The 23,403-nt window shown below is 43.1% G+C and carries 18 protein-coding genes, 2 tRNA genes and 1 riboswitch; of the genes, 17 read left to right on the top strand and 3 right to left on the bottom strand.

Annotated features, from left to right (window positions below; genetic code table 11):
* Positions 1-772 precede the first annotated feature (772 nt).
* The 6 genes from BUB28_RS04005 (at position 773) to BUB28_RS03980 (ending at position 5,670) form a co-directional block, all read left to right on the top strand.
* Positions 773-1,240, top strand: a complete 468-nt coding sequence (locus BUB28_RS04005; RefSeq protein ID WP_072949025.1) for a helix-turn-helix domain-containing protein — start codon at positions 773-775, stop codon at positions 1,238-1,240.
* The gene (locus BUB28_RS04000) at positions 1,233-1,652 is read left to right on the top strand and encodes a hypothetical protein (protein ID WP_072949023.1); all 420 of its coding nucleotides are present in this window, start codon (positions 1,233-1,235) and stop codon (positions 1,650-1,652) included. Before BUB28_RS04005 ends, BUB28_RS04000 begins: the two co-directional genes overlap by 8 nt.
* Positions 1,653-2,114: 462 nt before the next feature.
* Complete coding sequence (locus BUB28_RS03995) at positions 2,115-2,372, top strand: helix-turn-helix domain-containing protein (RefSeq protein WP_072949021.1); 258 nt, start codon at positions 2,115-2,117, stop codon at positions 2,370-2,372.
* Positions 2,373-2,498: 126 nt separating this feature from the next.
* Positions 2,499-3,866, top strand: a complete 1,368-nt coding sequence (locus BUB28_RS03990; protein ID WP_072949018.1) for a tyrosine-type recombinase/integrase — start codon at positions 2,499-2,501, stop codon at positions 3,864-3,866.
* A gap of 242 nt (positions 3,867-4,108) precedes the next feature.
* A complete protein-coding gene (locus BUB28_RS03985; RefSeq protein WP_072949016.1) occupies positions 4,109-4,786 on the top strand; it encodes a 5'-methylthioadenosine/adenosylhomocysteine nucleosidase in 678 nt (225 codons plus the stop codon).
* A gap of 14 nt (positions 4,787-4,800) precedes the next feature.
* Positions 4,801-5,670 carry a dockerin type I domain-containing protein gene (locus BUB28_RS03980; protein WP_072949013.1) on the top strand — a complete coding sequence of 290 codons (870 nt, stop codon included), beginning with the start codon at positions 4,801-4,803 and terminating at the stop codon, positions 5,668-5,670.
* 86 nt (positions 5,671-5,756) lie between these two features.
* Here the strand turns inward: BUB28_RS03980 and BUB28_RS03975 are convergent, their stop codons facing one another.
* The gene (locus tag BUB28_RS03975; RefSeq protein ID WP_072949011.1) at positions 5,757-7,355 is read right to left on the bottom strand and encodes a sodium:solute symporter family protein; all 1,599 of its coding nucleotides are present in this window, start codon (positions 7,353-7,355) and stop codon (positions 5,757-5,759) included.
* A gap of 321 nt (positions 7,356-7,676) precedes the next feature.
* Here BUB28_RS03975 and BUB28_RS03970 point away from each other — a divergent pair, with 321 nt between their 5' ends.
* The 3 genes from BUB28_RS03970 (at position 7,677) to BUB28_RS03960 (ending at position 9,160) form a co-directional block, all read left to right on the top strand.
* Entirely contained in the window at positions 7,677-8,810 is a 1,134-nt protein-coding gene (locus BUB28_RS03970; protein WP_072949009.1) for an MORN repeat-containing protein, read from the top strand.
* Between the two features lie 152 nt (positions 8,811-8,962).
* Positions 8,963-9,039, top strand: a tRNA-Pro gene (locus tag BUB28_RS03965).
* A gap of 37 nt (positions 9,040-9,076) precedes the next feature.
* Positions 9,077-9,160 (top strand) — tRNA-Leu (locus BUB28_RS03960).
* Between the two features lie 102 nt (positions 9,161-9,262).
* Here the strand turns inward: BUB28_RS03960 and BUB28_RS03955 are convergent.
* Together BUB28_RS03955 and BUB28_RS03950 are read right to left on the bottom strand one after the other, a co-directional pair.
* Positions 9,263-11,632, bottom strand: coding sequence for a clostripain-related cysteine peptidase (locus BUB28_RS03955; protein WP_072949007.1), 2,370 nt, complete (start codon positions 11,630-11,632; stop codon positions 9,263-9,265).
* Positions 11,633-11,798: 166 nt separating this feature from the next.
* Entirely contained in the window at positions 11,799-14,549 is a 2,751-nt protein-coding gene (locus tag BUB28_RS03950; RefSeq protein WP_072949005.1) for an RICIN domain-containing protein, read from the bottom strand.
* Positions 14,550-14,797: 248 nt separating this feature from the next.
* A riboswitch (cobalamin riboswitch) is annotated at positions 14,798-15,000 on the top strand.
* 138 nt (positions 15,001-15,138) lie between these two features.
* Between BUB28_RS03950 and BUB28_RS03945 the strand changes: the two genes are divergently transcribed.
* From BUB28_RS03945 to BUB28_RS03910, 8 genes are all read left to right on the top strand, one after another.
* The gene (locus BUB28_RS03945) at positions 15,139-16,185 is read left to right on the top strand and encodes a sirohydrochlorin cobaltochelatase (RefSeq protein WP_072949003.1); all 1,047 of its coding nucleotides are present in this window, start codon (positions 15,139-15,141) and stop codon (positions 16,183-16,185) included.
* Positions 16,186-16,237: 52 nt separating this feature from the next.
* On the top strand, positions 16,238-17,161 hold the full coding sequence (locus tag BUB28_RS03940) for a hypothetical protein (RefSeq protein ID WP_072949001.1): 924 nt from the start codon (positions 16,238-16,240) through the stop codon (positions 17,159-17,161).
* Position 17,162: 1 nt separating this feature from the next.
* A complete protein-coding gene (locus BUB28_RS03935; RefSeq protein ID WP_072948999.1) occupies positions 17,163-18,275 on the top strand; it encodes an ABC transporter substrate-binding protein in 1,113 nt (370 codons plus the stop codon).
* 5 nt (positions 18,276-18,280) lie between these two features.
* Complete coding sequence (locus BUB28_RS03930) at positions 18,281-19,303, top strand: FecCD family ABC transporter permease (RefSeq protein ID WP_072948997.1); 1,023 nt, start codon at positions 18,281-18,283, stop codon at positions 19,301-19,303.
* Positions 19,296-20,408, top strand: coding sequence for an ABC transporter ATP-binding protein (locus BUB28_RS03925; RefSeq protein WP_072948995.1), 1,113 nt, complete (start codon positions 19,296-19,298; stop codon positions 20,406-20,408). The genes BUB28_RS03930 and BUB28_RS03925 overlap by 8 nt, the downstream gene beginning before the upstream one ends.
* Positions 20,401-21,351 (top strand): DMT family transporter, encoded by a 951-nt coding sequence (locus tag BUB28_RS03920; RefSeq protein ID WP_081373383.1) that lies wholly within the window; start codon positions 20,401-20,403, stop codon positions 21,349-21,351. Before BUB28_RS03925 ends, BUB28_RS03920 begins: the two co-directional genes overlap by 8 nt.
* 334 nt (positions 21,352-21,685) lie before the next feature.
* Complete coding sequence (locus BUB28_RS03915; protein WP_072948991.1) at positions 21,686-22,357, top strand: response regulator transcription factor; 672 nt, start codon at positions 21,686-21,688, stop codon at positions 22,355-22,357.
* Positions 22,354-23,358, top strand: coding sequence for a sensor histidine kinase (locus tag BUB28_RS03910; RefSeq protein WP_072948989.1), 1,005 nt, complete (start codon positions 22,354-22,356; stop codon positions 23,356-23,358). Before BUB28_RS03915 ends, BUB28_RS03910 begins: the two co-directional genes overlap by 4 nt.
* The last annotated feature ends 45 nt before the right edge of the window (positions 23,359-23,403 follow it).

The raw sequence follows: 23,403 nt of genomic DNA, 5'->3' as shown, positions 1-23,403 counted from the left end.
GAAATGGTATAATAAAATTTTAGGAATAATCGGTCAGAAGTGAAAATTTTGTCCACCTGCTTTGATATAATGATAGCAGACAGAAAAACTCTATGCTTTTGTGAGATCATATCAGTTCCGAGCAAGACATGAGAAGCAAATGATTTTGTTCTTGGAGGTGGTCAAGATGAGTTGTACAGCAACAAACACATAGCTATCTGCAAAGATTGCCGTGGGCATTGTTTTGTGCTTCACAAGAGAAATCAGTCTGAGGGGGAATATCCGATGACGAAAGAGTTATCCGGGCGGTCTGAGCAGTTCAGGCCGCCCTTTTTCTGTCTGTAAATTCGGAAGGAGGGATATAAATTGTAAAATTTCTATGAACATTCCACCCTATGTGGCATTGGCGGAGAAGCATATCACACTGCTTTTGCCCATGCCTGCGGTGCTTTTTGGACTTCTCTATGTTTTGACTTCTTTTTGTGGAAAACTCCGTTTCTCTTGTAAAATCAAGGAAAAGAGAAAAGTGGGTATGCCACTTGGAGTGGCACTGCAAAGTTTGATTTTTCGGCGGTTATAGTGCATAATAGAAGATGTAGCGTTATAAGTCTACAACAATTATTGTGCCTGTCTGCGCAGAGGAATCTCGGTCACAATAAGCTGAACTGAATACATGGTCAATCAAATGGTACTGAGAGTTTGGTTGTCGGACGGGATACTGCCCGAATGACAGGCTAACTATGTTCATTTGCGTAAATCTCGTCTTAAATCAACGATAAGGAGAGATTTACCGATGAGCGATAACAATGACGGACTCCATGTAAGGCTCTTCACGGAACGTGAGGAGCCGGAGGACTATGAACGTTACATACACGGGCCTGAACCTGATTCGGACACAATCGGCAAAGCATTGAAGCGATTTTCAGATGACAGCGGTATCACTCAGGGACAGATCTCACTGCTGACGGGGATTTCGAGGTCATGTCTTTATTACTACTGCAAAGACCAGAGGAAAATCGGCTATGAAAACCTTATATTGCTCTGTGTTGCACTCAGGCTTCACCCTCTTAGGCAGGAATATCTGTTCAGCTTGACTCCCCATAAGGTACGCAAAAGCGATCCAAGATACAGTATAATCCGTCTTTTCCTTGCAAACTGTGCATTTATGGAGAAATACACGGTCAAGGCACTTAATGAGTGCATTAAGGCTGAGGGCAAAGAACCGCTTATCTCTAAAAAGAGGGCAGGCTGGAATGAGTAAGTTTCAGTATACACACTTCGGTGACGAAGTTCCGAGAGAGGTGGAGAAAGAATACAACCGCATGGGGCGGAGGGAGCATTACCTTGAAGAACAGGACGCTGCACACGATGTTATGTACCTTGACCACAAGGACATTAGCAGGATACCCGATTATCCTGCCGATGAGCTGTCTCCGGCTGATCTGCTCAGAGAAGCAAGGCTCTGCTATCTGCCCGTAGCATTGGAGCTGATGAGAATGGACTATCCCTTTGAGTATCAGCTTATCAGGGACTATTATCTGTCTGAAAAGGCGGTATCTATGATGTATCTGGCTAAGAAATATGCTGTGTCACCGAAGAAAGTTGAGTACAGGATCAACAAAGCAAAGAGACTGCTTAGGGAATACATCATAGCGCACGAAAATGAAGAATGATTTTTGTGCATAACAACGATTTTTTCTTTTCAGCCGAAAAAACACACTCAAATCATGAGGAAATCTTCGTTTTTTTCGGTTATAGAGTAGAGGGGTGTGAGCCGTGACAGGAAATCACGGTTACGGCACTCCGAACTCCTTGCATTTGGTATCAGGGACGGCAAGACAGTTTATGCCCATTTGCTGTCTGCCGTCTGTGGTACTGATATTTTATCAAGACTTCATGTTATACTCCTATTTTCATATTGATAGGCGATGTCCTATCGGGAGATACCCTGTGTCATGCAGGGTGTCTGCCAATAGTACATCAATCTTGGACATAGAAATAACTGACAGACCTGGTGTACGCCGTCCGAAACGGTCGGCACAGCATCTTGAAAACTTAATATGAAACATCAACGCTTTTAGTATTGCATAGCAGTACAGTTTTCTATTTCTTCTTTTGCGAGAGGAGTTTTGATTATGGACGATACATCTGAAATAACAGAAACAGAGGAAAGTCAGCCGAACACCAATGACGTTTATCATACCATGTTTGCTGACTATCCCGATATTGTAGGTGCAAAACAGCTTTGCGAAATGCTTGACCTGAAATACAGAACGGTGTGCAAGTTTGTAAGAGAAGGTAAGATACCCCGAATGCCTCACGGACGCAAGATCCGAGTGGCGAAGATTGAGGTCATAAATTACGTTCTGCAACGCGCACAAAACAAGCCGTGAAAACCGGTCAATGCGCCGAAAATAGAGAATTGCGGTTGGTAGGTCTTGCATTATATTACGATTCGCGCTATAATTGAATAGTCAACAGCAGACTTCTACCGCTTTCAATGCAAGGAGGAAATTATAATGAAAGCAAGTCTGCCCTATAAATACATCACTTCCGTGAAGAACGGAAAACAGTATGTTGTTTTTGACTACAAGGACAAAGCAGGAAAGCGTAAGCGCAAGTGGGTGTCAACAGGACTGCCTGAGAAATGCACTAAAAAAGCACTGAATGAAGCTGTCGAGGAGATTGTGGCTGATTTTGCTGATAAGTGGAACAACAATCAGGTGGTTTTCAATACAGCACCCAAGAAGAATACTGAGGACGAGAGTGAGCCTGTTGTCATCAATCAGGAGCTTAGTGATTTCTTTTCAGAGTGGCTGACGGCTATCAAGCCCAATGCCGCCCGTACCACATACCAGTGCTACAAGAGGATCATGGAGCGTTTTATGAAGTACATGAGTGCGGAATATCCCGATGTGACACTTGCCGATCTCAACCATTCTCAGATTCAGACATTCCTTAATTACAAGATGGATCAGGGCTTAAAGGGAAGCTCGGTCAAACAGTATTACCTTGCGATCCACTCCGCATTTATGTGGGCGGTGAAAATGGAGATACTGCCACAGCACCCTATGGATAAAATGGTGATGCCGAGAGCCGAAAGACACGAAGCCGTTTTCTACAACGAGGACGAGCTGAATGAACTGTTTGAGGTTTTCAAGGATCACAAGCTGGAGCTTATCGTTCATATCGCCGCATACTACGGTCTGAGAAGATGTGAGATCCTCGGCTTGAAGTGGGACTCTATCGACTTCAAGAAAAAGACTATCTCTATCGAGCGTAAGGTCGTAAGCGACTATGACGAAAACGGCAAGCCGAAGCTCTTTGTGGAGACCAGGCTGAAAACCAATTCCACAAGAAGAACCCTTCCGCTGATACCTCACATTGAGGAAATGCTTCTTGAAAAGAAGAAAATGGACAAGCACTACAAAAAGCTCGGCGGTAAGGAATACAGCACCGAGTTTGAGGGCTTTGTCTGCTGTGATCCGTATGGAAAGCTCATCAGCCCTAATACAGTAACGCACGACTTCCACGAGGTCATCAAGAAGAACGGTCTGAAAATGCTCCGTTTCCATGATCTCCGTCACAGCTGTGCCAGCCTTTTGCTTGCAAACGATATTCCGATGAAGGCTATTCAGGAGTGGCTTGGTCATGCGACATTCAATATCACGGCGAACCTTTACAGTCACCTTGAATACAATGCAAAGGTAGCATCGGCTGAGACAATTTCAAGAGTGCTTGGTGCAAAGAAGGAGGAAACTCCTGCCGAGAGCGAACAGTCAGCAAAGACTGAAACGGAAAGTGAAAAGCCTGCACCTAAGAAGTCAAACAGCAGAAAAAAGAAAAAAGACGCACCTGCGGAATCGTCACATCCCACAGCTGTGTAATTATATAATATAATGTGACAAGACCGATGAAGAAATGGAAAATTTCAAAAAAGAGCGATTTTGGTAGAAAATTTGGTAGAAATTTCTGGTAGAAGTCAATTATATGACTTAGAGGAAAGTTCTCCAAATGCCCTAAAATCCGATGAAAGCACGAATAAAAATGGAATTGTTAATATAATGTGCTTGATATTGCTCCGATTTTGTGATATAATGTAAAAGTAATTTAGATTAGGAGTGATAATTTGAATACTATAGCAATAATCGGAGCAATGCCTTCAGAGCTTGCTGATATAAGACAAATACTTGGTGAAGCAGATATAAAACATATTTCCGGCTTCGATTTTTACATTAACAGCATTAACGGCAAAACTGTGATAAACGCCTGCTGCGGTATAGCTAAGGTAAATGCAGCGCTTTGTACACAGGTCATGATAGATAATTTCCACCCTGATTGTGTGATAAATACGGGTATCGCAGGCGGAATGAACAGTGCAGTAAAGGTTTGCGATGTCGTAATATCCACAGAGGTCCTTCCTCACGATCTCGATCTTCATTTCCTCAAGGATTATCCTCCTTACTGCGGTATTTTCAAGGCAGATGGCGAGCTTATGGATACTGCTGAAAAGGTTTGCGGAGAGTTTGGCGTTAAATCGTTCAGAGGGCGTATCGTTTCAGGCGAAGCTTTTATTACAAGCAATGAAGTAAAAAAAGCTATACAGGAAAAATTCGATCCTTATGCCGTTGATATGGAGAGCGCGGCAGTAGGTCACTGCTGTTATCTCAACAAGCTTCCTTATGTTAGTGTGCGCTGCATATCAGATAATGCAGATGATGAGGGAGCTATGTCTTTTGACGAATTTGAAAAGATCGCAGCTAAGCGGGTTGCGGAGATAGTTCTTCGTATGGCTGAGCTGCTCTGAAAGGAGTTTTTACAATGAAAAAATTTATTTCTATTTTATCATCAGCAGCTATCGCTGCAGGTATGGTGTCAGCATTAGCTGTAAACGCTGCTGACGAGGCACCGTCTATCTACTTTACAGTAGATGATAAGGCTAACGGAGTTGAAACACTTAAATTCGGTGGAATTTTTGTAAATACAAAAGAGAATACTTCAGCTATTCCATGTGCTATGTATATAAAGGACACCAGCAAGAAGGCTGGACAGATTTTCGTAAAGGCTACAGCTGACGAGTCTCTCAAGCTTACTAACCTGACAGGTCCTATCGCTCTTTACAAGGGTGCTCCTTATAAGGGATTTGATACTGATGACAGCATGAACCTCAATGTTTTTGAGAATCTTAATGTTGTTGCTGTAAACTATTCAAACATCTCTTCTGAGAAGCCTATGGAGCTTAACGGTGAGAATTCCGATTCATATCCTCTGGCTTGCTTCGATGCAAAGTTTGCTTCTGATGCAGCAGGCGGTTCCTATAACTTAAAGGTATACAGTGAGGGCGCTTACTTCAGTGGTATCATTGCTCGTAACGGTGACGGTACATTTAAGGAGTATGATCCTTCCAAGAACAGCAAGCCTCTTCTTATAAATGCTTCTGACAGAAAGCTCGGCGATATCAATAATGACGGCAAGTGGGACTCAGTTGACGTTTCAGGTATCATGAAGGAGTATACAAGACAGTCAGCAGGTAAGGAAGGAATATTTGACGGTAACCAGAGAGCTGCTGCTGATATCAACGGCGATGGATTAGTAGATGCTGTTGATGCAAGTAATCTCCTTGCTTATTATGCTTATCTTTCAGGTAGCGGTGAATCCTCACTCAATGATTTCGTAAAGAACAGAAAGTAATAATAAAAAAGCAGCCGCAAGGCTGCTTTTTTATTAGAAAGCAGTAATAGAAAAATCGGGAACAGATTATGTTCCCGATAGTTTTTTTATTTTGCTTCATTGAGACTGCTGAATGCATTCTCTACTACCTTATCCTCAGGTGCCTTTGTAAAGCTGCTTATTATCGGTACGAGAACAAGCGAAAGGATCATTGAAAATGCTCCTGCATTGATAGGTGAGAGAAGATTTAACGGGCAGTTCATATCGATAACAGACTGTCTGATACCGCTGAATGCTTCAATATTCATGCTGAAGAGTACCATGTGTGCTACGCTTATGCCAACACCTGTGATAAAGCTTGTCCAGCAGGCAGCCTTTGATGCCTTCTTCATAAACAGACCATAGAGGAATGGTCCAAGGAACGCACCTGAAAGTGCTCCCCATGAGTAAGACATAAGAGTTGAGATAGAAGCGTTCTTATTGCAGGCAATGATTACAGAGATTACAAGGAATACTGCAATGAAAACACGCATGAATTTTACCTGATGCTTGTCATCAAAATTCTTGATACGTGGCTTGATGAGATCGTTTGTAAGTGTTGAGCTTGAAGTAAGTACAAGTGATGAAAGAGTTGAAAGTGAAGCGGAAAGAACAAGTACTACAACAAGTCCGATAAGAAGATTTGGAAGTGCCTGATGAATAAGAGCAGGTACCATTGTATCATATACAGGCTTTCCGTCTACAGTCTGGATAAGTGCCTTTCCTGATGTGTCAGCACTGTCGAGTGTGCAGTAAAGTCTTACAAATCCGCCCATGAAGTATGAGCCGCCTGCTACAACGATAGCAAAGAATGTGGAAATGATAGCACCCTTTTTGATAGCCTGTTCGTCCTTGATAGCATAGAACTTCTGAACCATCTGAGGAAGTCCCCATGTACCAAGAGAAGTAAGTATAACAACGCCGAGGAGGTTTATCGGGTCAGGTCCGAACCTCGAACCGAGAGTGCCTGCTTCGGTCTTGCTGTCTGAAATGGTATTGAGTGCGTCAAGTGCAGCAGAAAGACCGTCTTTCTTCTGTACAGTGAGTGCTACAACAGTACCGATACCGATAAGCATTATGATTCCCTGGAAGAAATCGTTGAGTGCTGTTGCCTTATATCCGCCGAGAGTAACGTATACAGCGGAAAGTATAGCCATTGCGATGATTATGTATGTACCGCCGTTTTCACCAAGATCAAATACCATTCCGAACAGACGGGAAAGTCCGTTGTATACAGAAGCTGTATAAGGAATGAGGAAGATGAAAACAATAAGTGCAGATGCGGTTTTCAGTTTTTTGGAGTCAAAACGATGCTCGAAGTATTCAGGCATTGTTTTTGCACCGAGGTGATTTGTCATAAGACGAGTTCTTCTGCCTAAAAGGAAGAACGGTATAAGGCTTCCGATTATGGCATTGCCTATTCCTACCCATGTTGCTGATGCACCATACATCCAGCCGAACTGTCCGGCGTAGCCAATGAAGACAACTGCTGAGAAGTAAGTTGTTCCGTATGAGAATGCTGTCAGCCATGAACCGACGTTTCTTCCGCCAAGCATAAAGTCCTCAGAAGACTTTGTACGTTTTGACATATAGATTCCTATACCCACCATTATAGTGATATAAATGGCGAGTATGATGAATGTTGCGGTTTTTGAGCCAATTTCCATTTGTATCCCGACCTTTCAGTTTGCTTACAGTGTAAATTGATATTCCTGTAAAGCTTTAAATGAATAAAGTTGTAAACTAAGACTAATTATACAATATTATTCATAAATTGTCAATACCTAATTATGAAAAACACCTATTTTACGTAAAAAATTTGTTATACCAATCAAACTATAAAAATTAAATCGTGGATTATTGACTTTGGAATTGCAATATGGTACAATATAAGCGATGAATTATGCTTTAATTTAATAATGGATTTAATAATACAACTCGTCAGATTCTCCCTAAAGATCTGAAAGTGAAGATTTGGAGAAGATATTATGGGAATGCTGGATTTTCTTAAAGTAAGCAAAGGTATCGCAAATAATATGAATTTTATAAGCTCTGTTCTTGGAACAGGTGTCTACTCCGGACACGTTGGTTCGGGAAGGAAACCCGAGGGACGCGGAGTTTTCATCAATGACCTTGACATAGAGTACGACGGCGAATGGAAAGACGGCAAGCTTTGCGGTTTTGGACGTAAATACGCAAAGGGTTACTATGATATCGGTCAGGGCGATGGTGATGAGGCAAGCAAATCCCTTGTATATGCAGGAGATTTTGTTGACGACAGATTTCATGGCAGTGGTAAGCAGTACTGGCAGACAGGCAAACTCGAATATGACGGCGAATGGATGTACGGCTGGAGATGCGGCGAGGGCACTGAATTCTATGAAAACGGCATGACAAAATATGTAGGTTCATGGAGCAGAAGCAGATATCACGGCAGAGGTGTGTTCACTTATAAAAACGGTGACGTTATCGAGGGCGAATGGATAGAAGGACTTCTTGAAGGGGAGGCTATGTTCAAGACCCGTGATGATAACTGCGTTTACAAGCGAAATTATAAAGAAGGCAAGATAGTAAGCGAGGAGCTTATCAGCGGAACTCCGAAGCCTTCTCCCGATTCTAAGAGATTTCTCGAATTCGATAACGGAAAATATGAAGGTGAAGTCGGCTTTACAGGTAAAATGCACGGAAAGGGCGTATTTACCTATAATAACGGTAATGTGTATGAGGGCAGCTTCAACGAAGGCGTAAAGCAGGGCAAAGGAGTATTCACATTCGCTGACGGAAATATTTACGACGGAGAATATGAAAATGATATGAGAAACGGCCGCGGCGTGTTCACTTATAATAACGGCAATAAATATGACGGTGAGTGGTGCGATAATGTCAAAAGCGGTCAGGGTATCTTCTATTATAATAATGGTGACAGATACGAAGGACGCTTTGAGAACAGTCTTAAGCAGGGGCATGGCACTTATTTCTACAAAAACGGTGATGTTTTTGAGGGAGAGTGGGAAAGTGACCTGCGTCACGGAAAAGGCATATTCACCTGTGCTGACGGCGTAAAAAGAATACAGAAATGGGATAGGGACAAGATGATAAGCGAATCTCCTATATTCCAGTAATTCAAACAAATCAGAGCAGCTCTGAGCTTACTTACTCAGCTGCTCATTTTTATTATAAGTAAAATTTATATAGTAAAAAAATAAAAATAATTATATTATTGATATTTTTACTTGACATCACTGCTCATTTGATGTATAATATTAATGCTGTCCGAGGTGTGGCTCAGTTTGGTAGAGTACTACGTTCGGGACGTAGGGGCCGCAGGTTCAAATCCTGTCACCTCGACCAAAAAAGCGGTGTAAACCAAATACACCGCAGAATATTTGCCGCTGTGGTGGAATTGGCAGACACAAGGGACTTAAAATCCCTCGGTAGCAATATCGTACCGGTTCAAGTCCGGTCAGCGGCACTTATAAACGCACGAGTTTATTCCCGTGCGTTTATTTTTTTATAGCATATAACTAATATAAAAAACGCTTCAGTATAACCTGAAGCGTTTTTTACATATATTTTATTTTATAACGATAGGCTCTGTCCAGTAATCCTGATTGTAAATATCAGAGAAGCGGTAGAGGATATGGCACGCGCCGTCACCTACAGATGTATTGCTTATGGTCATATTGTCGCTGTAAGTTACCTGTTCACCTATCATGTAGCTGTCCTGATAATTCATATCATAGTCGTAGTAGTCGCATATGAAGTCAAGCTTGTCGCCGTTGTTGAGTTCTGTAAGGTTCTTTGCTACAGCATTTGTTTCGCCGTTGACATAGTCTGTTGAAGCTCCTGCGATAAAGCCGTTAGGATTAGCGTTGTTGAATACGATTATAAGGTTTACGCGTTCACCGTTAAGGAAAGCAGGTACATAGCCTGTTATAATAGTATCATCGCCGCTTGTAGTCGTATCAGTATGATAGTAAGCTACAACGTTACCGTTGATAGAGAGCCAGTTCTTTTCTGTATCAGCTAAGAGATCACCATCCTCAGTCCAGTCGTAGATGTTATCGAGACCAAGGTCGATGTAACCCTCGCCGTCATCGTAGAACATATTGAGATCAAGCTTGTGGACCATGCTCCACTGATCTTCTGAAAGCTTCATGGTGTAGCTGTCGTTCTGTTTTTCCCATACAAGCTTTGAAGCGTCGAAATAGTGAGTTGAAAGGTATTCGGCTGTATCCTCAACATCTGTATCCTGCATGAAAGAGGTATTTGAGTCGTCAAGACCCGTGATACTTCTTCCACCGCCGCCAAGGAAGCTGGAGAGAAGTGAACCGATCATGTCTGAGCTGCCCGATGAACCTGATGAACCGCCAAGTCCGAAGAGTGAGCTGAGAGGTGAGCCTGAGCCGCCTGCTGCGATCTGTCCGCCTGTTTCAAGCTTTGCAAACTGCTTGATGCACTTTGAATACTCAGAGTCCATACCGATCTGGTTGTATGTATTGCAGGCTGTATCAACATAAGATGTACGCTGATAAGGGAAGTAGATAGATACACCGTATGCATTTGTCATATTTGTTGATGTGCGGTTGTACTTTACTGCCTTTTTAAGAGTGTCTGCAAGTGCCTTACCTTCGGGAGTACCAACATTCTCAGCAAGATTTACAAGGTCTACCTGGTCTATACGTGTACTTTCGGCAAACTCACGGGTAGAGTATCTTGCGTTGGAAATGTCCTTGTATTCGTCCTTTGATATCTTTGCACTTACTGACTTTGCAAACGCATTGAGATCCTTAGGTACTGTATTTGAGAATTCAGCAAGGTCGATAACTGAAAGTGTTGTCTTCTGACCTCTGCACTTCTTTGCACACTCGGAAACGAAATCGTCAACGATGTTCTTACCGATATCAAGAGTTGACATAGAAGTATTGCTGCCCAGCTTTGTGAGCCAGTTTGTGTAGTACCAGCCGATACCAGGTTCTGTTTCCTCAGATGCGATAAGGTAATCAGCGTGTTCATTAAGCATGAGAGCAGTTTCAGCTGTTGCCATGAGGCAAGCGTCAAATCCGATGAAATCGAATTTTACTCCGCCGCTCTTGAGTGCCTGATTAACACCTGCAAGACTCATAGAACCGCTGCTCTTGTTTTTTTCGTCGTAGCCGTAGCCTGTTACAGATCCGCCGCCGTGATCCCAAAGGATAAGCTCGTTTCTGTTGGCAGGGAAGTTCTGAGCACAATACTTGATAAACCATGAAAGGTTGTTTGGGTCTGTCATTGCCTTTGTGCCTGCATCTTCGACAAGTCTTCCTACCTGTCCGTTCTTTATCTGATATACCTGATTTACCTTATTGCTTATGCCTGTGGACTTCCACTTTGAGCAGCCGCCTGTGAATACGATAACATTTACATTATCGCCGTAGGAAGCAGCACTCATTTCCTGCATATCTGAGGAGGCCATGCCGTATTTAGACTCAAGATCGGTTCCGCACATATATACCATGATAGTAACAACGTCCTCGTTGTTGCCCTTGATGACTGTACGTTTTTCTCTTGAACCTGTTGCAACTGAAGTATCTACAGCAGCGTCGCTTGTAGTACTGCCCGATGCAGTATCCTCTGTGCTGAAATCAAAGCCTGATGGAGCCGAACCGCCGCCTAAAAGTGAGCCGAGGAGATTTCCGCCGCCTCCGCCGTTGCTTGTGCCGCCGCCTGCGCCGCTTCCGCCCATGAATTTAAATAAAATGATACCGATTATAACCAGTAAGGACAGTCCTCCGCCGCCGGCAGCAGCTCTTTTCATTCCGCCGCCTCCGCCTGTTGAGCCGCCTGTATAGCTGCCCGAACCTACAGGACCTGTACCGAGTCCGTCACCGCGTCTATGTGCGCCATTTCCACCAGAGGTAACGTTCTTGCGTCTGCCCTGGGGTCTGTTTTGTTTAGGATCCATATTTGACCTCCGTAAATATTCTCTTTAGCAGGTCAAATAGACCTACTTAATATTATTTTACACACTTTCACAAGTAATGTCAAGTTAAAATGGGTTACAAATTTGTATTTTGTCAAAAAATAGGCGCAGCCGCAAGCTTTATGCTTACGAGCTGCGCTGAGGTCCGTTATTTGCTTATAAGAAGCTTTCTAAGAGCTATACTGTCGAAGATATCAACCATGCTGTCACCGTTTATATCCGAGAGTTCGGGACGAGTAACAGGGGAATTATTCAGAAGGAACTTTTGCAGCATTACAAGATCTGCGATATCAAGAATATCATCGCCGTTTATATCGCCCTTTACAGTTCGTTTTATCTCTTCGGGAACGGCAGGTTCGAGCACAAATTTCTGTGTATATGCACCTGTGAAGCTGTTTGTGAAAAATCCTGCTTCATCAGTATCGTTTTTTTCTATCTCGATGCAAACGTCATTGCAGAAGAATGAATAGCTGCCGTCTTTATTGCATATTATCTTGAATTTTTGATCGTTTCCACCTGTTGCAGTCTCAACAGTCAGTTTATCTGAGCCGTCAACAGCAAGTGCCTGACCGTTCTGATTTTTTATGGTATAGCATCCGTCGCTGAGTTTTGTGAAGCTCCATATCTGATCGTTGAGAGTAAACGGCATATTTCCGAACATATCAGGCTGGACAGATTTGCCTCTTGCATCGAACTGAGTTACTTTGCCGTTCATATCGAATATAAATAGCTCGTTGTCGATGCTGCGTATCATGTAGTTTCCGTCAGTGACCTGTGGGTGAACGGGGGAAAGGCTCCATAGCTGGCAGCTGCCCTCCCAGTAATTCCACTGATTTACGTTGCCGCCGTTTTCCTTTGACCATTCGTAAACATCAAGTCCGCCTGTGTCGCCTGAGCATTTTGAAACTATTCCGTAATCTGAGCCGCATTTTTTTATTTTGAAGAGCTGATTATCCTTGCCTTCGTATTTTTGCAGTTCTATATTTACGCCGTCATCGGCAGAGCTTTGTGCAGCTGCGATACACATTGATTCATTACCTACAGAAACGATACGACAGTAGTTCTTATCGACTGCGATTATGCGCCATTGCTGAGCCCAGCTCCCGTTGCGTTCCCACTGCTGGATATTTGTGCCTGCGTCAAGCTTGCCGTTGGGTAGGTCTATAGCCATTCCGCTGTTCTGATTGATGATGTAGTAGGGAACACCGCTTATAAGTTCCGTTCCGCTGAGCTTTACCGCTGCACCGCTTCCACTGACTGTATCAGCTTTATTTATCAGCTGTGAGTTTGTATCTGTAAAATCGGCAAGTCCCGAACGATCCTTTCCTGTGAATTCTTTAGTCTGAACGCCCCATATGGTCTGATTATTTTTTCCAACTGCTGTGAATGACATCACTTTTTTCCCGTTTTCGTCCTTAGCTGCAAGGAAATAACCGCTGTATCCCTGACCGCCTATTGTTATTTCGGCAGCTGCGCTGTCCTGTGCCTGCGTCCATTTTCCTGTAACTGCGCCGCTTATGCTTCCGTCAGCATTTAACTTTATATTACTGTAGCCGATTATCTTTCCGTCTGTGGAAGTTCCGTGGTTAATGAACTCATACTCGCCGATTATATCATTATCGTCATAGCCTGTTGCGGATATTTCATCGCCTGCATATTCATAAGGCGCTGCAACAGGCCAGCCCTCCTCATTGAAGTACATTGAATGTACACGCACCTCATGGAATTCTGCTCCGTCATCAAATCTGGTATGGTATACAAGATACCATTTTCCGTCATCATCGCGAAGTACCGAGTTATGTCCGCAAGCCATATAAGCCTTGCTCAGTGAACTGAATTTATAGTTGCCCATGACCTTTAGTCCTGTTGCATCGAGGTTTGGATTAGTGGGCAGCACCGCCTGTCTGCCTGCCGGATCGGTAAATGGTCCTGTAGGTGAGACAGAGCGGAACACGCGCATATTATAGCCGCCTGTTGATGTTAGTCCGCCGTATGTAACCCATAAATAATAGTAGCCTGTATCGGCATTGTACTCGATGAAAGGACCTTCTCCCGATTTGCCGTAGCCGCCAGAAATTTTGGTTCCGAAATAGCTGTCGATCATTCTGCCGTCGGAGGTAGTGCCTGTTTTCGGGTGTATGCACTGTCCTGTTTTCGGGTCTATTTCAAGAGTGAAGATACCGCCTGACCACGAACCGTAACACATATACATTTTGCCGTTTGTATCGTAGTATATGGTAGGGTCTATTGCATTTGGGAAAAGCTGGTTATTGTAGTCATTGTTTCTGAACCAGTTATTATTGAAGCTTACCTGTCCGGCGGCAATAAGCTCGTCTATATTGGTAGAGGTATACTTCTTGTTTACATTCTTTGTGGAACTTTTTACATATGCGTCATTATTGGTGAAGCCTGAATAGATAAGTGTATCCACAAATGTGTACGGACCTTCTATTGTTTTTGAAGCAGCATAGGCAATTACAGAGCGCATATACGTTGAGGAGGTGCAGAAATATATGAGGTACGCACCCTTGCTTCCGTCTGAGTTTATAAAATCTGCGTCCCAAACCACATCAGGTGCCCATACCGCAAAGCCTCCTGCGCAGTCCTCCAGGTCTTCACCTGCCCATGCAAAGGCTTTTTTCAAGTTTTGAGAGAGATCACCGAATTCAACATTGTTTTTAGTGGCATAGCCGTTTGAAAATCTTCTCCAGTTTTTTAGATCGTTGGTCTTTGCGGCTTCTATATGTGAGCCGAATACGTAATATGTCCCGTCAGCTTTGATTATCGACGGATCGTGTACAGATACGCGCTGATTTGCAGCATAAGAGCCTATACACGTAAAAGTCGACATGAATAAGCAGCTTGAAATAGCTGCGGATATAAGTTTTTTCAGTTTCATACTATCGCACCTCCGAATACATATCGTTTATACAATTATATCGTATTTTTTGCCGTAATGTCAAGGAATTTGGCGTGTACAAAAGTGTTCAATCCGTTACTTATAGTGTTAAAGTTCATATAACGCGTTCTTGCATATATTTTTTTGTAAAAGAAAGGACTATTTTTGTAAAAAGTTACGATTTTCATTCAAACTATTGGAAATACGGGAAATCTGTGATATAATGTGTTTTGTATTCATGGATATTATAATCAAATAAGGTAATCGGTGCCTTTCAGCTTCGGCTGGAAAGGGTAAAAGGGAAGCAGGTGAGATGCCTGCACGATCTCGTCACTGTGAACAGACAGCATTTTTTCACGTATACAGGTACAGCCACTGAGTAATATCGGGAAGGCGAAAAAATGTGTTATTGTCTGCAAGTCAGGAAACCTGCCGCTTATCGGTACATGGGCAAGGTCCCAAGGATCACGAGGCATTGATCGTACCATTGTCGCCCGCAGGGAAAACGGGCTTATTGTGATGCCTTCTGCCTTAGCGGAAGGTTTTTTTGCGCACGACCATGTCTCCTGAAAATCAGGAGGAAAAGAAAATGAAAATGAGAAAAATGATCGCAGCCGCTGCTGCACTTACACTTACTGCTGCTTGCTTTGTTTCATGCGGAGACAGTGAAAAGAAGGAAAGCAATACTCAGACAACAACAGAGGCACCTACAGCCGCTGACACAACTGCTGCTGATACTACCGATGCTGCAGAGGTTGAAACAACTACTGAGGCTAAGGAAGAAGACGAGGAAAACTACGATACAGGAGATGCTTCTCTCGATAATATAAGAAATCAGGACGAGATCGGCGACAGTGAGCTTCTTGTTATAAGCTTCGGTACAAGCTTCAACGACAGCAGACGTCTTACTATCGGTGCTATCGAGAATGCTCTCGAAAAGGCTTTCCCTGATTACGCAGTACGCCGCGGCTTCACAGCAAATATAGTTATAGATCACGTAAACAAGAGAGATGGAGTTCTCATTGATGATATCGACGCTGCTCTCAAGAGAGCTGTTGACAATAAAGTAAAGACTCTCGTTGTTCAGCCTACACACCTTATGAACGGACTTGAATACGAGGAAGTTACAGATAAGATAGCTGAGTATTCAGATGCTTTCGATAAGGTAGTTATCGGCGAGCCTCTCCTCACAAGCGATGACGATTTCGCTAAGGTAGAAAAGGCTATTACAGACTGGACTAAGGATTACGATGACGGTGAGACAGCTATCTGCTTCATGGGTCATGGTACAGAGGCTGCTTCAAATGCTGTATACCAGAAGATGCAGGATCTCCTTACAAAGGACGGTTTCACCAATTACTATGTAGGTACTGTTGAGGCTGAGCCTTCACTGGAAGATGTTATCGCAAAGGTAAAGGAAGGCAATTACAAGAAGGTAGTTCTTGAACCTCTTATGGTAGTTGCAGGCGACCATGCTAATAATGATATGGCAGGCGATGAAGAAGATTCATGGAAGTCTGAATTCCTTGCTGAGGGCTTTGAGGTAGAGTGCTTACTGAGAGGTCTTGGTGAGAACGAGGATATCCAGAAGATATATGTTGAGCACGCTCAGAAAGCTATTGATTCTGTAAAGTAAAAATATTATGCAGCCGACCTTGTGTCGGCTGATTCTTTAAGAGGTAATTATTATGAATAAAAAAATTGCTATAGTATCGATCCTGTTGGCTGCTGTACTTGCATCATGCGGTGACAAGAGCAATAAAGCTTCATCGAAGGAAGAAACGACTACAACTGTTGCTGCAACAACTGAGGAAGTAACTACAGCTGCCGAGACTGAGGCTGAACCGACTACCGAAAAGGCTACTGCTCCGCAGCAGGAGATAGGATATGAGGGCATGGAGGCTGTTACAGCCGATAAGCTCAATGAGGGCGAGTATGATATCAATGTTGATTCAAGCTCTTCCATGTTCAAGATAACAAAATGTAAGCTTACAGTTGCTGACGGAAAGATGACAGCTAAGATGACTATGAGTGGCAGCGGCTATGAATACTTATTCATGGGAACAAGCGTAGATGCGGAAAAGGCTTTGGAAAGTGAATATATACAGGCAGAAAACGACAGCGATCATGTTATATTCACTGTTCCTGTGGAGGCTCTTGATAAGGAGATAGACTGTGCCGCATTCAGCAAGCGTAAGGAACTGTGGTATGACAGAAAGCTTGTTTTCCGCGCAGATTCACTTCCCACAGATGCACTCGGTGATGGAGCATATGCTACCGTTGAGTCTCTCGGACTTGCTGACGGAGAGTACAAAGTCGATGTCAAGCTTGAAGGAGGCTCGGGAAAGGCTTCAATACAGTCTCCTGCAAAGCTTACAGTAAAGGACGGCAAGGCATCTGCCGAAGTTATATGGAGCAGCAATAAGTATGATTACATGGTAGTGGGTGATGAAAAGATAATGCCTGTAAGCATTGATGAATTTTCGATTTTTGAGGTGCCTGTAACAGGCTTTGACTATAAAATGCCTGTTAAGGCTGACACTACGGCTATGAGTACTCCTCATGAGATAGATTATACGATTTTCTTTGATTCTTCCACTATAGCAGAATAATATGCTGAAGCGTTTGATTTGCGGAGCTGCTGCTCTTGTTCTGCTCACAGGCTGCGGCGGCAGGAAAAGTACAGCGGTCGTATCTCACGATGGAAAAATGCTTGAGCTTAAATATGCGAAGCAGTTTTCTGCGGAGTATATCGACAATGACTGTGTTCTTATAACTATAGGCGAGGATAAGTATGTAATTGTTCCCGAAAACGGTGCAGTACCAAAGTCGGCAGGTGATGCAGCTGTGATTCGACAGCCTTTGAATAATGTTTATAATGCAGCTTCATCGGCTATGGACCTTATTGACGGTGCAGGTGCGCTTGAATTTGTGGATATGACCTCAACCAAGTATGATGACTGGAGCCTGCAAAATATCCGCGATCGTATGGACTGCGGAGATATAACTTATATCGGCAAGTACAGTGCTCCGGATTATGAGGCTCTTCTTGAAGAGGAATGCAGCCTTGCTATCGAGTCCACAATGATATATCACAGCCCCGAAGTAAAGGAGCAGATAGAAGCCCTCGGAATTCCTGTACTGGTTGAAAGATCAAGCTACGAGAAGGATCCTCTTGGCAGAATGGAATGGATAAAGCTTTACGGTCTGCTTTTCGGCTGTGAGGAAAAGGCAGAGAAGCTTTTTGATGAAAAGATCAGAGAGATCGAGGATATCCTTTCTGAGGAAAAAACAGGCAAAAAGGCTGCTTTTTTCTATATAAATTCAGCAGGAGGAGTTGTTGTACGCAAGCCTGCGGATTATGTTCCCGAAATGATGAGAATGGCAGGCGGAGAGTATATTTTCAGTAATGATGACCTGAAAACAGATGAAAATGCTCTCTCTACAATGACAATACAGCCTGAGACATTTTATGAGAAGGCATGGGACGCTGATATTATTTTCTATAACAGCGATATTACAGGCGGTGTTGACAGTATTGATGATATCATAAGGAATTATCCTCTGTTGAAGGATTTTACTGCCGTGAAGAACGGCAATGTATGGTGTACCGAGAAAAATATCTATCAGCAGACTACGGGGGCTGCGGATATGATAAAGGAGTTTCACAGCGTTTTCAAGGGTGAAGCTGATGATAAGATGAATTATATGTATCGTCTGGAGTGATAATTATGGAATTACAGCGGCAGCGTATTATATTGGGATATATGATACTTTTCGTTATGCTTGTATCCCTTGCGGTACTGAATATATGTGCGGGAAGCGCAGATATATCCGTTCAGCGAATGATAAATGCACTATCAGATCCTGAGTCGGATAAGGCTGCATACAATATAATAACAAGACTCAGGATCCCTCGTACTGCTGCTGCTGTTGTTCTCGGAGGTGCATTATCGGTCTCGGGATTCCTTTTGCAGAATTTCTTTGCAAATCCTATAGCAGGTCCCTATATCTTAGGCATATCATCAGGTGCTAAGCTCATGGTTGCTCTGCTGATGGTGTTTTCACTGTCAAGGGGATTTACTGTAAGTTCGTTCGGCATGGTGGCAGCTGCTTTTATAGGTTCCATGATATCAATGGGGATAATTCTCATTATATCGGGAAAAGTAAAGCGTATGTCAGTGCTGATAGTATGCGGAGTTATGATAGGCTATATCTGCTCGGCTGTTACGGAGCTTGTTGTAAATTTCTCCGATGACTCTAATATCGTAAATCTACATAACTGGTCTATGGGAAGTTTTTCGGGCATCACAAAGGGAGATGTTATTACTGCGGCAGCTATAGTTTTTCCTGCCTGTTTACTTGCATTTATGCTGTCAAAGCCTATGAATGCTTATCAGCTTGGTGAAGAATATGCTGTGAATTCAGGTGTGCGCATAAGAGCTTTCAGAGCATCTCTGATATTGCTCTCGAGTGTACTGTCTGCCTGTGTTACAGCTTTTGCAGGACCTGTTTCCTTTGTGGGGGTGGCTGTTCCGCATATAGTGAAAAGCGGTTTCGGTACGGCTAAGCCTATACGCATACTGCCTGCCTGCTTTCTTGGCGGTGCGGTGTTCTGTCTGTTGTGCGATCTTATAACGAGAACACTTTTTGCTCCTACGGAGCTGAGTATAAGCACCGTAACTGCGGTATTCGGTGCGCCTGTTGTTATTTATATGCTTCTTCACAAGGAAAGGAGAGGCGAAAATGAATGAGATAAAGTTAAGTACAGAAGCTCTTTCAGCAGGATACGATAAGAAGGTCATAGTTGAGGGCGTGGAGATAAAAGCAGAGCAGGGCAAGATTCTGACTTTAATAGGACCAAACGGTGCAGGAAAATCCACTATACTAAAAACTATCTGCCGACAGCTTAGACCTCTTGGCGGTGCTGTATATATTGGAAAGGACAGACTCGAGGAACTCAGCGGAAATCAGCTTGCGAGGTCGGTATCTGTTCTGCTTACAGGGCGTATCAAGACTGAATATATGCGGTGTATTGATGTTGTGGAAACAGGTCGTTATCCTTACACGGGAAATCTCGGTATCCTTTCGGATAAGGACAGGGATAAGGTAAAGGAGGCAATAAGGCTTGTTGATGCTGAGGATATCGCGGAGTGCGATTTTGACAGGATAAGCGATGGTCAGCGTCAGAGGATAATGCTTGCGGGAGCTATCTGCCGTGAGCCTGATATACTTATTCTCGATGAGCCAACGACTTTTCTTGATATAAAATATAAGCTGGAGCTAATGAATATACTGAAAAAGCTTGCGGCAGAGCGCCATATCGCTGTAATAATGTCCCTCCATGAGCTTGAACTGGCTCAGCGAGTTTCAGATACTATTGTATGCATAAAGGGGAATTGTATCTATCGTACAGGAACTCCCGAGGAAATATTCTCTGGAAGCTGTATCGAGGAGCTTTACGGAGTTGAGAAAGGGAGCTTCTGTGAGGCGTACGGTTCTCCTGAGCTTGGCAAGATATCTTCTCAGCCTGCGGTGTTCGTTATCGGAGGCGGAGGAAGCGGAATTGCTCTTTACAGAAGTCTGCGACGTAAAGGCATTGCATTTGCGGCAGGTATAATTCATGAGAATGATATCGAATATCCTGTGATTCGTGCGCTTGCTTCAGAGTTCGTTTCGGAGAAGGCTTTTGAGGCTGTTTCTCAGGAAAAGTACGAAAAGGCTCTGGAGATCATGAAGAATTGCGAAAATGCAGTTTGTACGCTGAAGGACTTTGGCACTATGAATGAAAGGTGCAGGGAGCTCATGTATAAGGCTGAGGAAATAGGGATATTGAGAGGTATTGATGTCTATGAGTGATAAGCCGGTACTTACTAAAAAAATAGTTGTTATTCCGCTTACTATGCTGTGCTGTCTGCTTTGGGGAAGTGCGTTCCCGTGCATAAAGCTTGGCTGTGGTTATTCTAAAATAGCCTCAGATGATGCCTGTACTCAGATCTTGTATGCAGGACTGAGATTCACTCTTGCAGGTATCCTTGCACTTCTTATCGGCAGTGTTATCGAAAGAAGGCTGCTTATCCCTAAGAGGGAGACTTTTCCAAAGGCTGCTAAGCTGTCGCTATTTCAGACTATTCTGCAATACACATTCTTTTATATCGGATTATCAAGAAGTACGGGTATGAAAAGTTCTGTTATTACGGCTTCAAATGTGTTCTTGTCGATAATAGTTGCGGCTTTAGTGTTTCGTACCGAGAAGCTTACATTGCGGAAAATAGCAGGCTGTCTTATAGGCTTTTCGGGAGTCGTGCTCATAAATCTCAGTGGGATAGGCGGAGGTTTCAGATTTACAGGTGAGGGCTTTGTATTTCTGTCAGCTCTTTCATATGCGTTTTCCGCAGGACTTATCAAACGTTATTCGCGTACTGAGGACACTGTTCTGCTTAGCGGCTGGCAGTTCGTTTTAGGCGGTATTTTTATGACTTTTCTTGGCTTTGTCGCAGGCGGAAGGATATCTGTCATAAATACAAAGGGCGTTATGATGCTTATTTATCTTGCTTTTGTTTCTGCGGCTGCATTTTCAATATGGGGCATACTTCTGAAGCATAATCCCGTTTCCATGATTTCTGTATTTGGGTTTATGAACCCTGTTTTCGGTGTAATACTCTCTTATCTGCTTCTTTCGGAAAGAAGTGATGCAGGTCTGTACAGAGTTGCAGTTGCACTTATACTTGTTGCGGCAGGTATCATAACAGTCAATCTTTCTCCTAAACGGGGAAGTTCAGTGAAAATAAAAAGTGAATAGTCATATATCTGAGGTGTAGAGTAACGGTAATGACTTTCTATAAGAGGGCAAAAAGTACCATTTTTTCAATGGAAAACCATTGATTATTGAAGAAATATATTTTGAATTCTGTATTTTGTACAAAAATGAAAGATGTTTTTGTGCGGTTCTACAGATATATTTGATGACGAGCTGGCAAAACGCGGCTAAAATATATAGATATAATATATCACTTTGGCAATAAGGGACTGAGATATGTATCAGTCCCTTAAATTATTATCCTGATTATTGATTTGCCGGGAAAAATGTGTTATAATACTCTTTAAACAGACTATTTGAACGGAGTTGGGTGGTTTTGAACAAAATATTGCTTGTGGAAGATGACAAGGAAATTATTGCCAATCTTACCGAGTATTTGTCCGATGAGGGGTTCAGCGTTAAAAATGCAAACGGTCAGACAAAGGCACTTGAAATGGTGGAAAATGAGACATTCGATCTTGTACTGCTCGATGTTTCTCTTGCTGAGGGAAATGGCTTTGCAGTGTGCTCAGCTATAAAGAGCAACACCTGCATACCGGTTATATTCCTTACTGCTTCCGGTGACGAATTCAGTACTGTTACAGGTTTTGATCTCGGTGCGGATGATTATATCTCCAAGCCATTCCGTCCCCGTGAGCTGGTATCAAGAATAAAGAATATTCTCAGACTTACAGGCAGTACGGGCAATGTTACTCAGCTGGGCGATGTGCTTGTGGATACTGTAAAGGGTACAGCAAGTAAAAACGGCAGGGATCTGTTTCTGTCAGCACTTGAATACAGGCTCCTCCTTGTTTTTATCAATAACAGGGGAGCAGTTATGACGAGGACGAAGCTTCTTGAGTCTATATGGGATATTGCAGGAGAGTTTGTAAATGACAATACCCTTACCGTATACATAAAGCGCCTGAGGGAAAAGATAGAGGACGATCCGCAAAATCCTACTATCATCAAGACTGTGAGAGGTATGGGATACAGGGTCGATTTATGATGAAGATATTGAGAAATACAGATGTTTTTTATTCGGTTATTGTTTTTGGGGCATTGTCTGTTGTTGCAATAATTGCAGCATGGATATTTGACGACAGGCTTCTTATACCTGTGATCATACTATGCCTCGGATTTACTGCTGTACACTATGCTACTCTTATTTTCAGATACAGGAAAATAACGGAGCTGACCTGTAATATCGACAAAATTCTTCACGGTGAAGAAAATATCAGCATTGAAGAATATACTGAGGGTGAGCTTGCTCTGCTTCAGAGTGAGGTTTATAAAATGACAATCAGACTGCGTGAGCAGCAGTCTAAGCTTGTGGAGGACAAGATGTATCTTGCGGATTTCCTTGCAGATGTTTCGCATCAGATAAGGACTCCGCTGACTTCTATAAATATACTTGTTTCTATGCTTTCAGAACCTGATATGAGCTTTGAAAAGCGTGAGCAGACAGTTCATAAGCTTTACGGGCTTCTCTCACGTATCGACTGGCTTATAACCGCTCTTCTTAAAATGTCTAAACTTGATGCGGGAACCATAAAATTTCATGAAGAAAGAGTTACTATGCAGCAGCTGCTTGATAAGGCTTGTATGCCTGTAAGAGTGCCTATAGAGCTTCACGGTCAGGAACTTACGGTCGAGGCTGAGGGGGAGCTTGAATGTGATGTTGCGTGGAGCTGTGAGGCTATCGGAAATATCGTCAAGAACTGTATGGAGCATACTCCCGACGGCGGTGCTATCAAGGTGATAGGTAAGGATAATTCGCTTTACTCCGAGATAATTATTACCGACAGCGGAAGCGGTATAGCTTCGGAGGACCTTCCTCATATTTTTGAGCGTTTTTACAAGGGACGTTCATCTGAGGATAAGGGTGGTTTCGGTATAGGGCTTGCGCTTGCACGAATGATAGTTACAGGTCAGAACGGTACGCTGAAAGCGGAGAATTACAGCGGCGGCGCGATGTTTACCATAAAATTTTATAAGACTACAGTCTGAGGCAGGAGATTTCCTGCCTTTTGTTTTTGTGACGGATTTGTTATT

The sequence above is a fragment of the Ruminococcus flavefaciens genome (assembly GCF_900143025.1).
GTDB lineage: Bacteria > Bacillota > Clostridia > Oscillospirales > Ruminococcaceae > Ruminococcus > Ruminococcus flavefaciens_I.
This window is presented reverse-complemented; position numbering and strand designations above follow the sequence as displayed.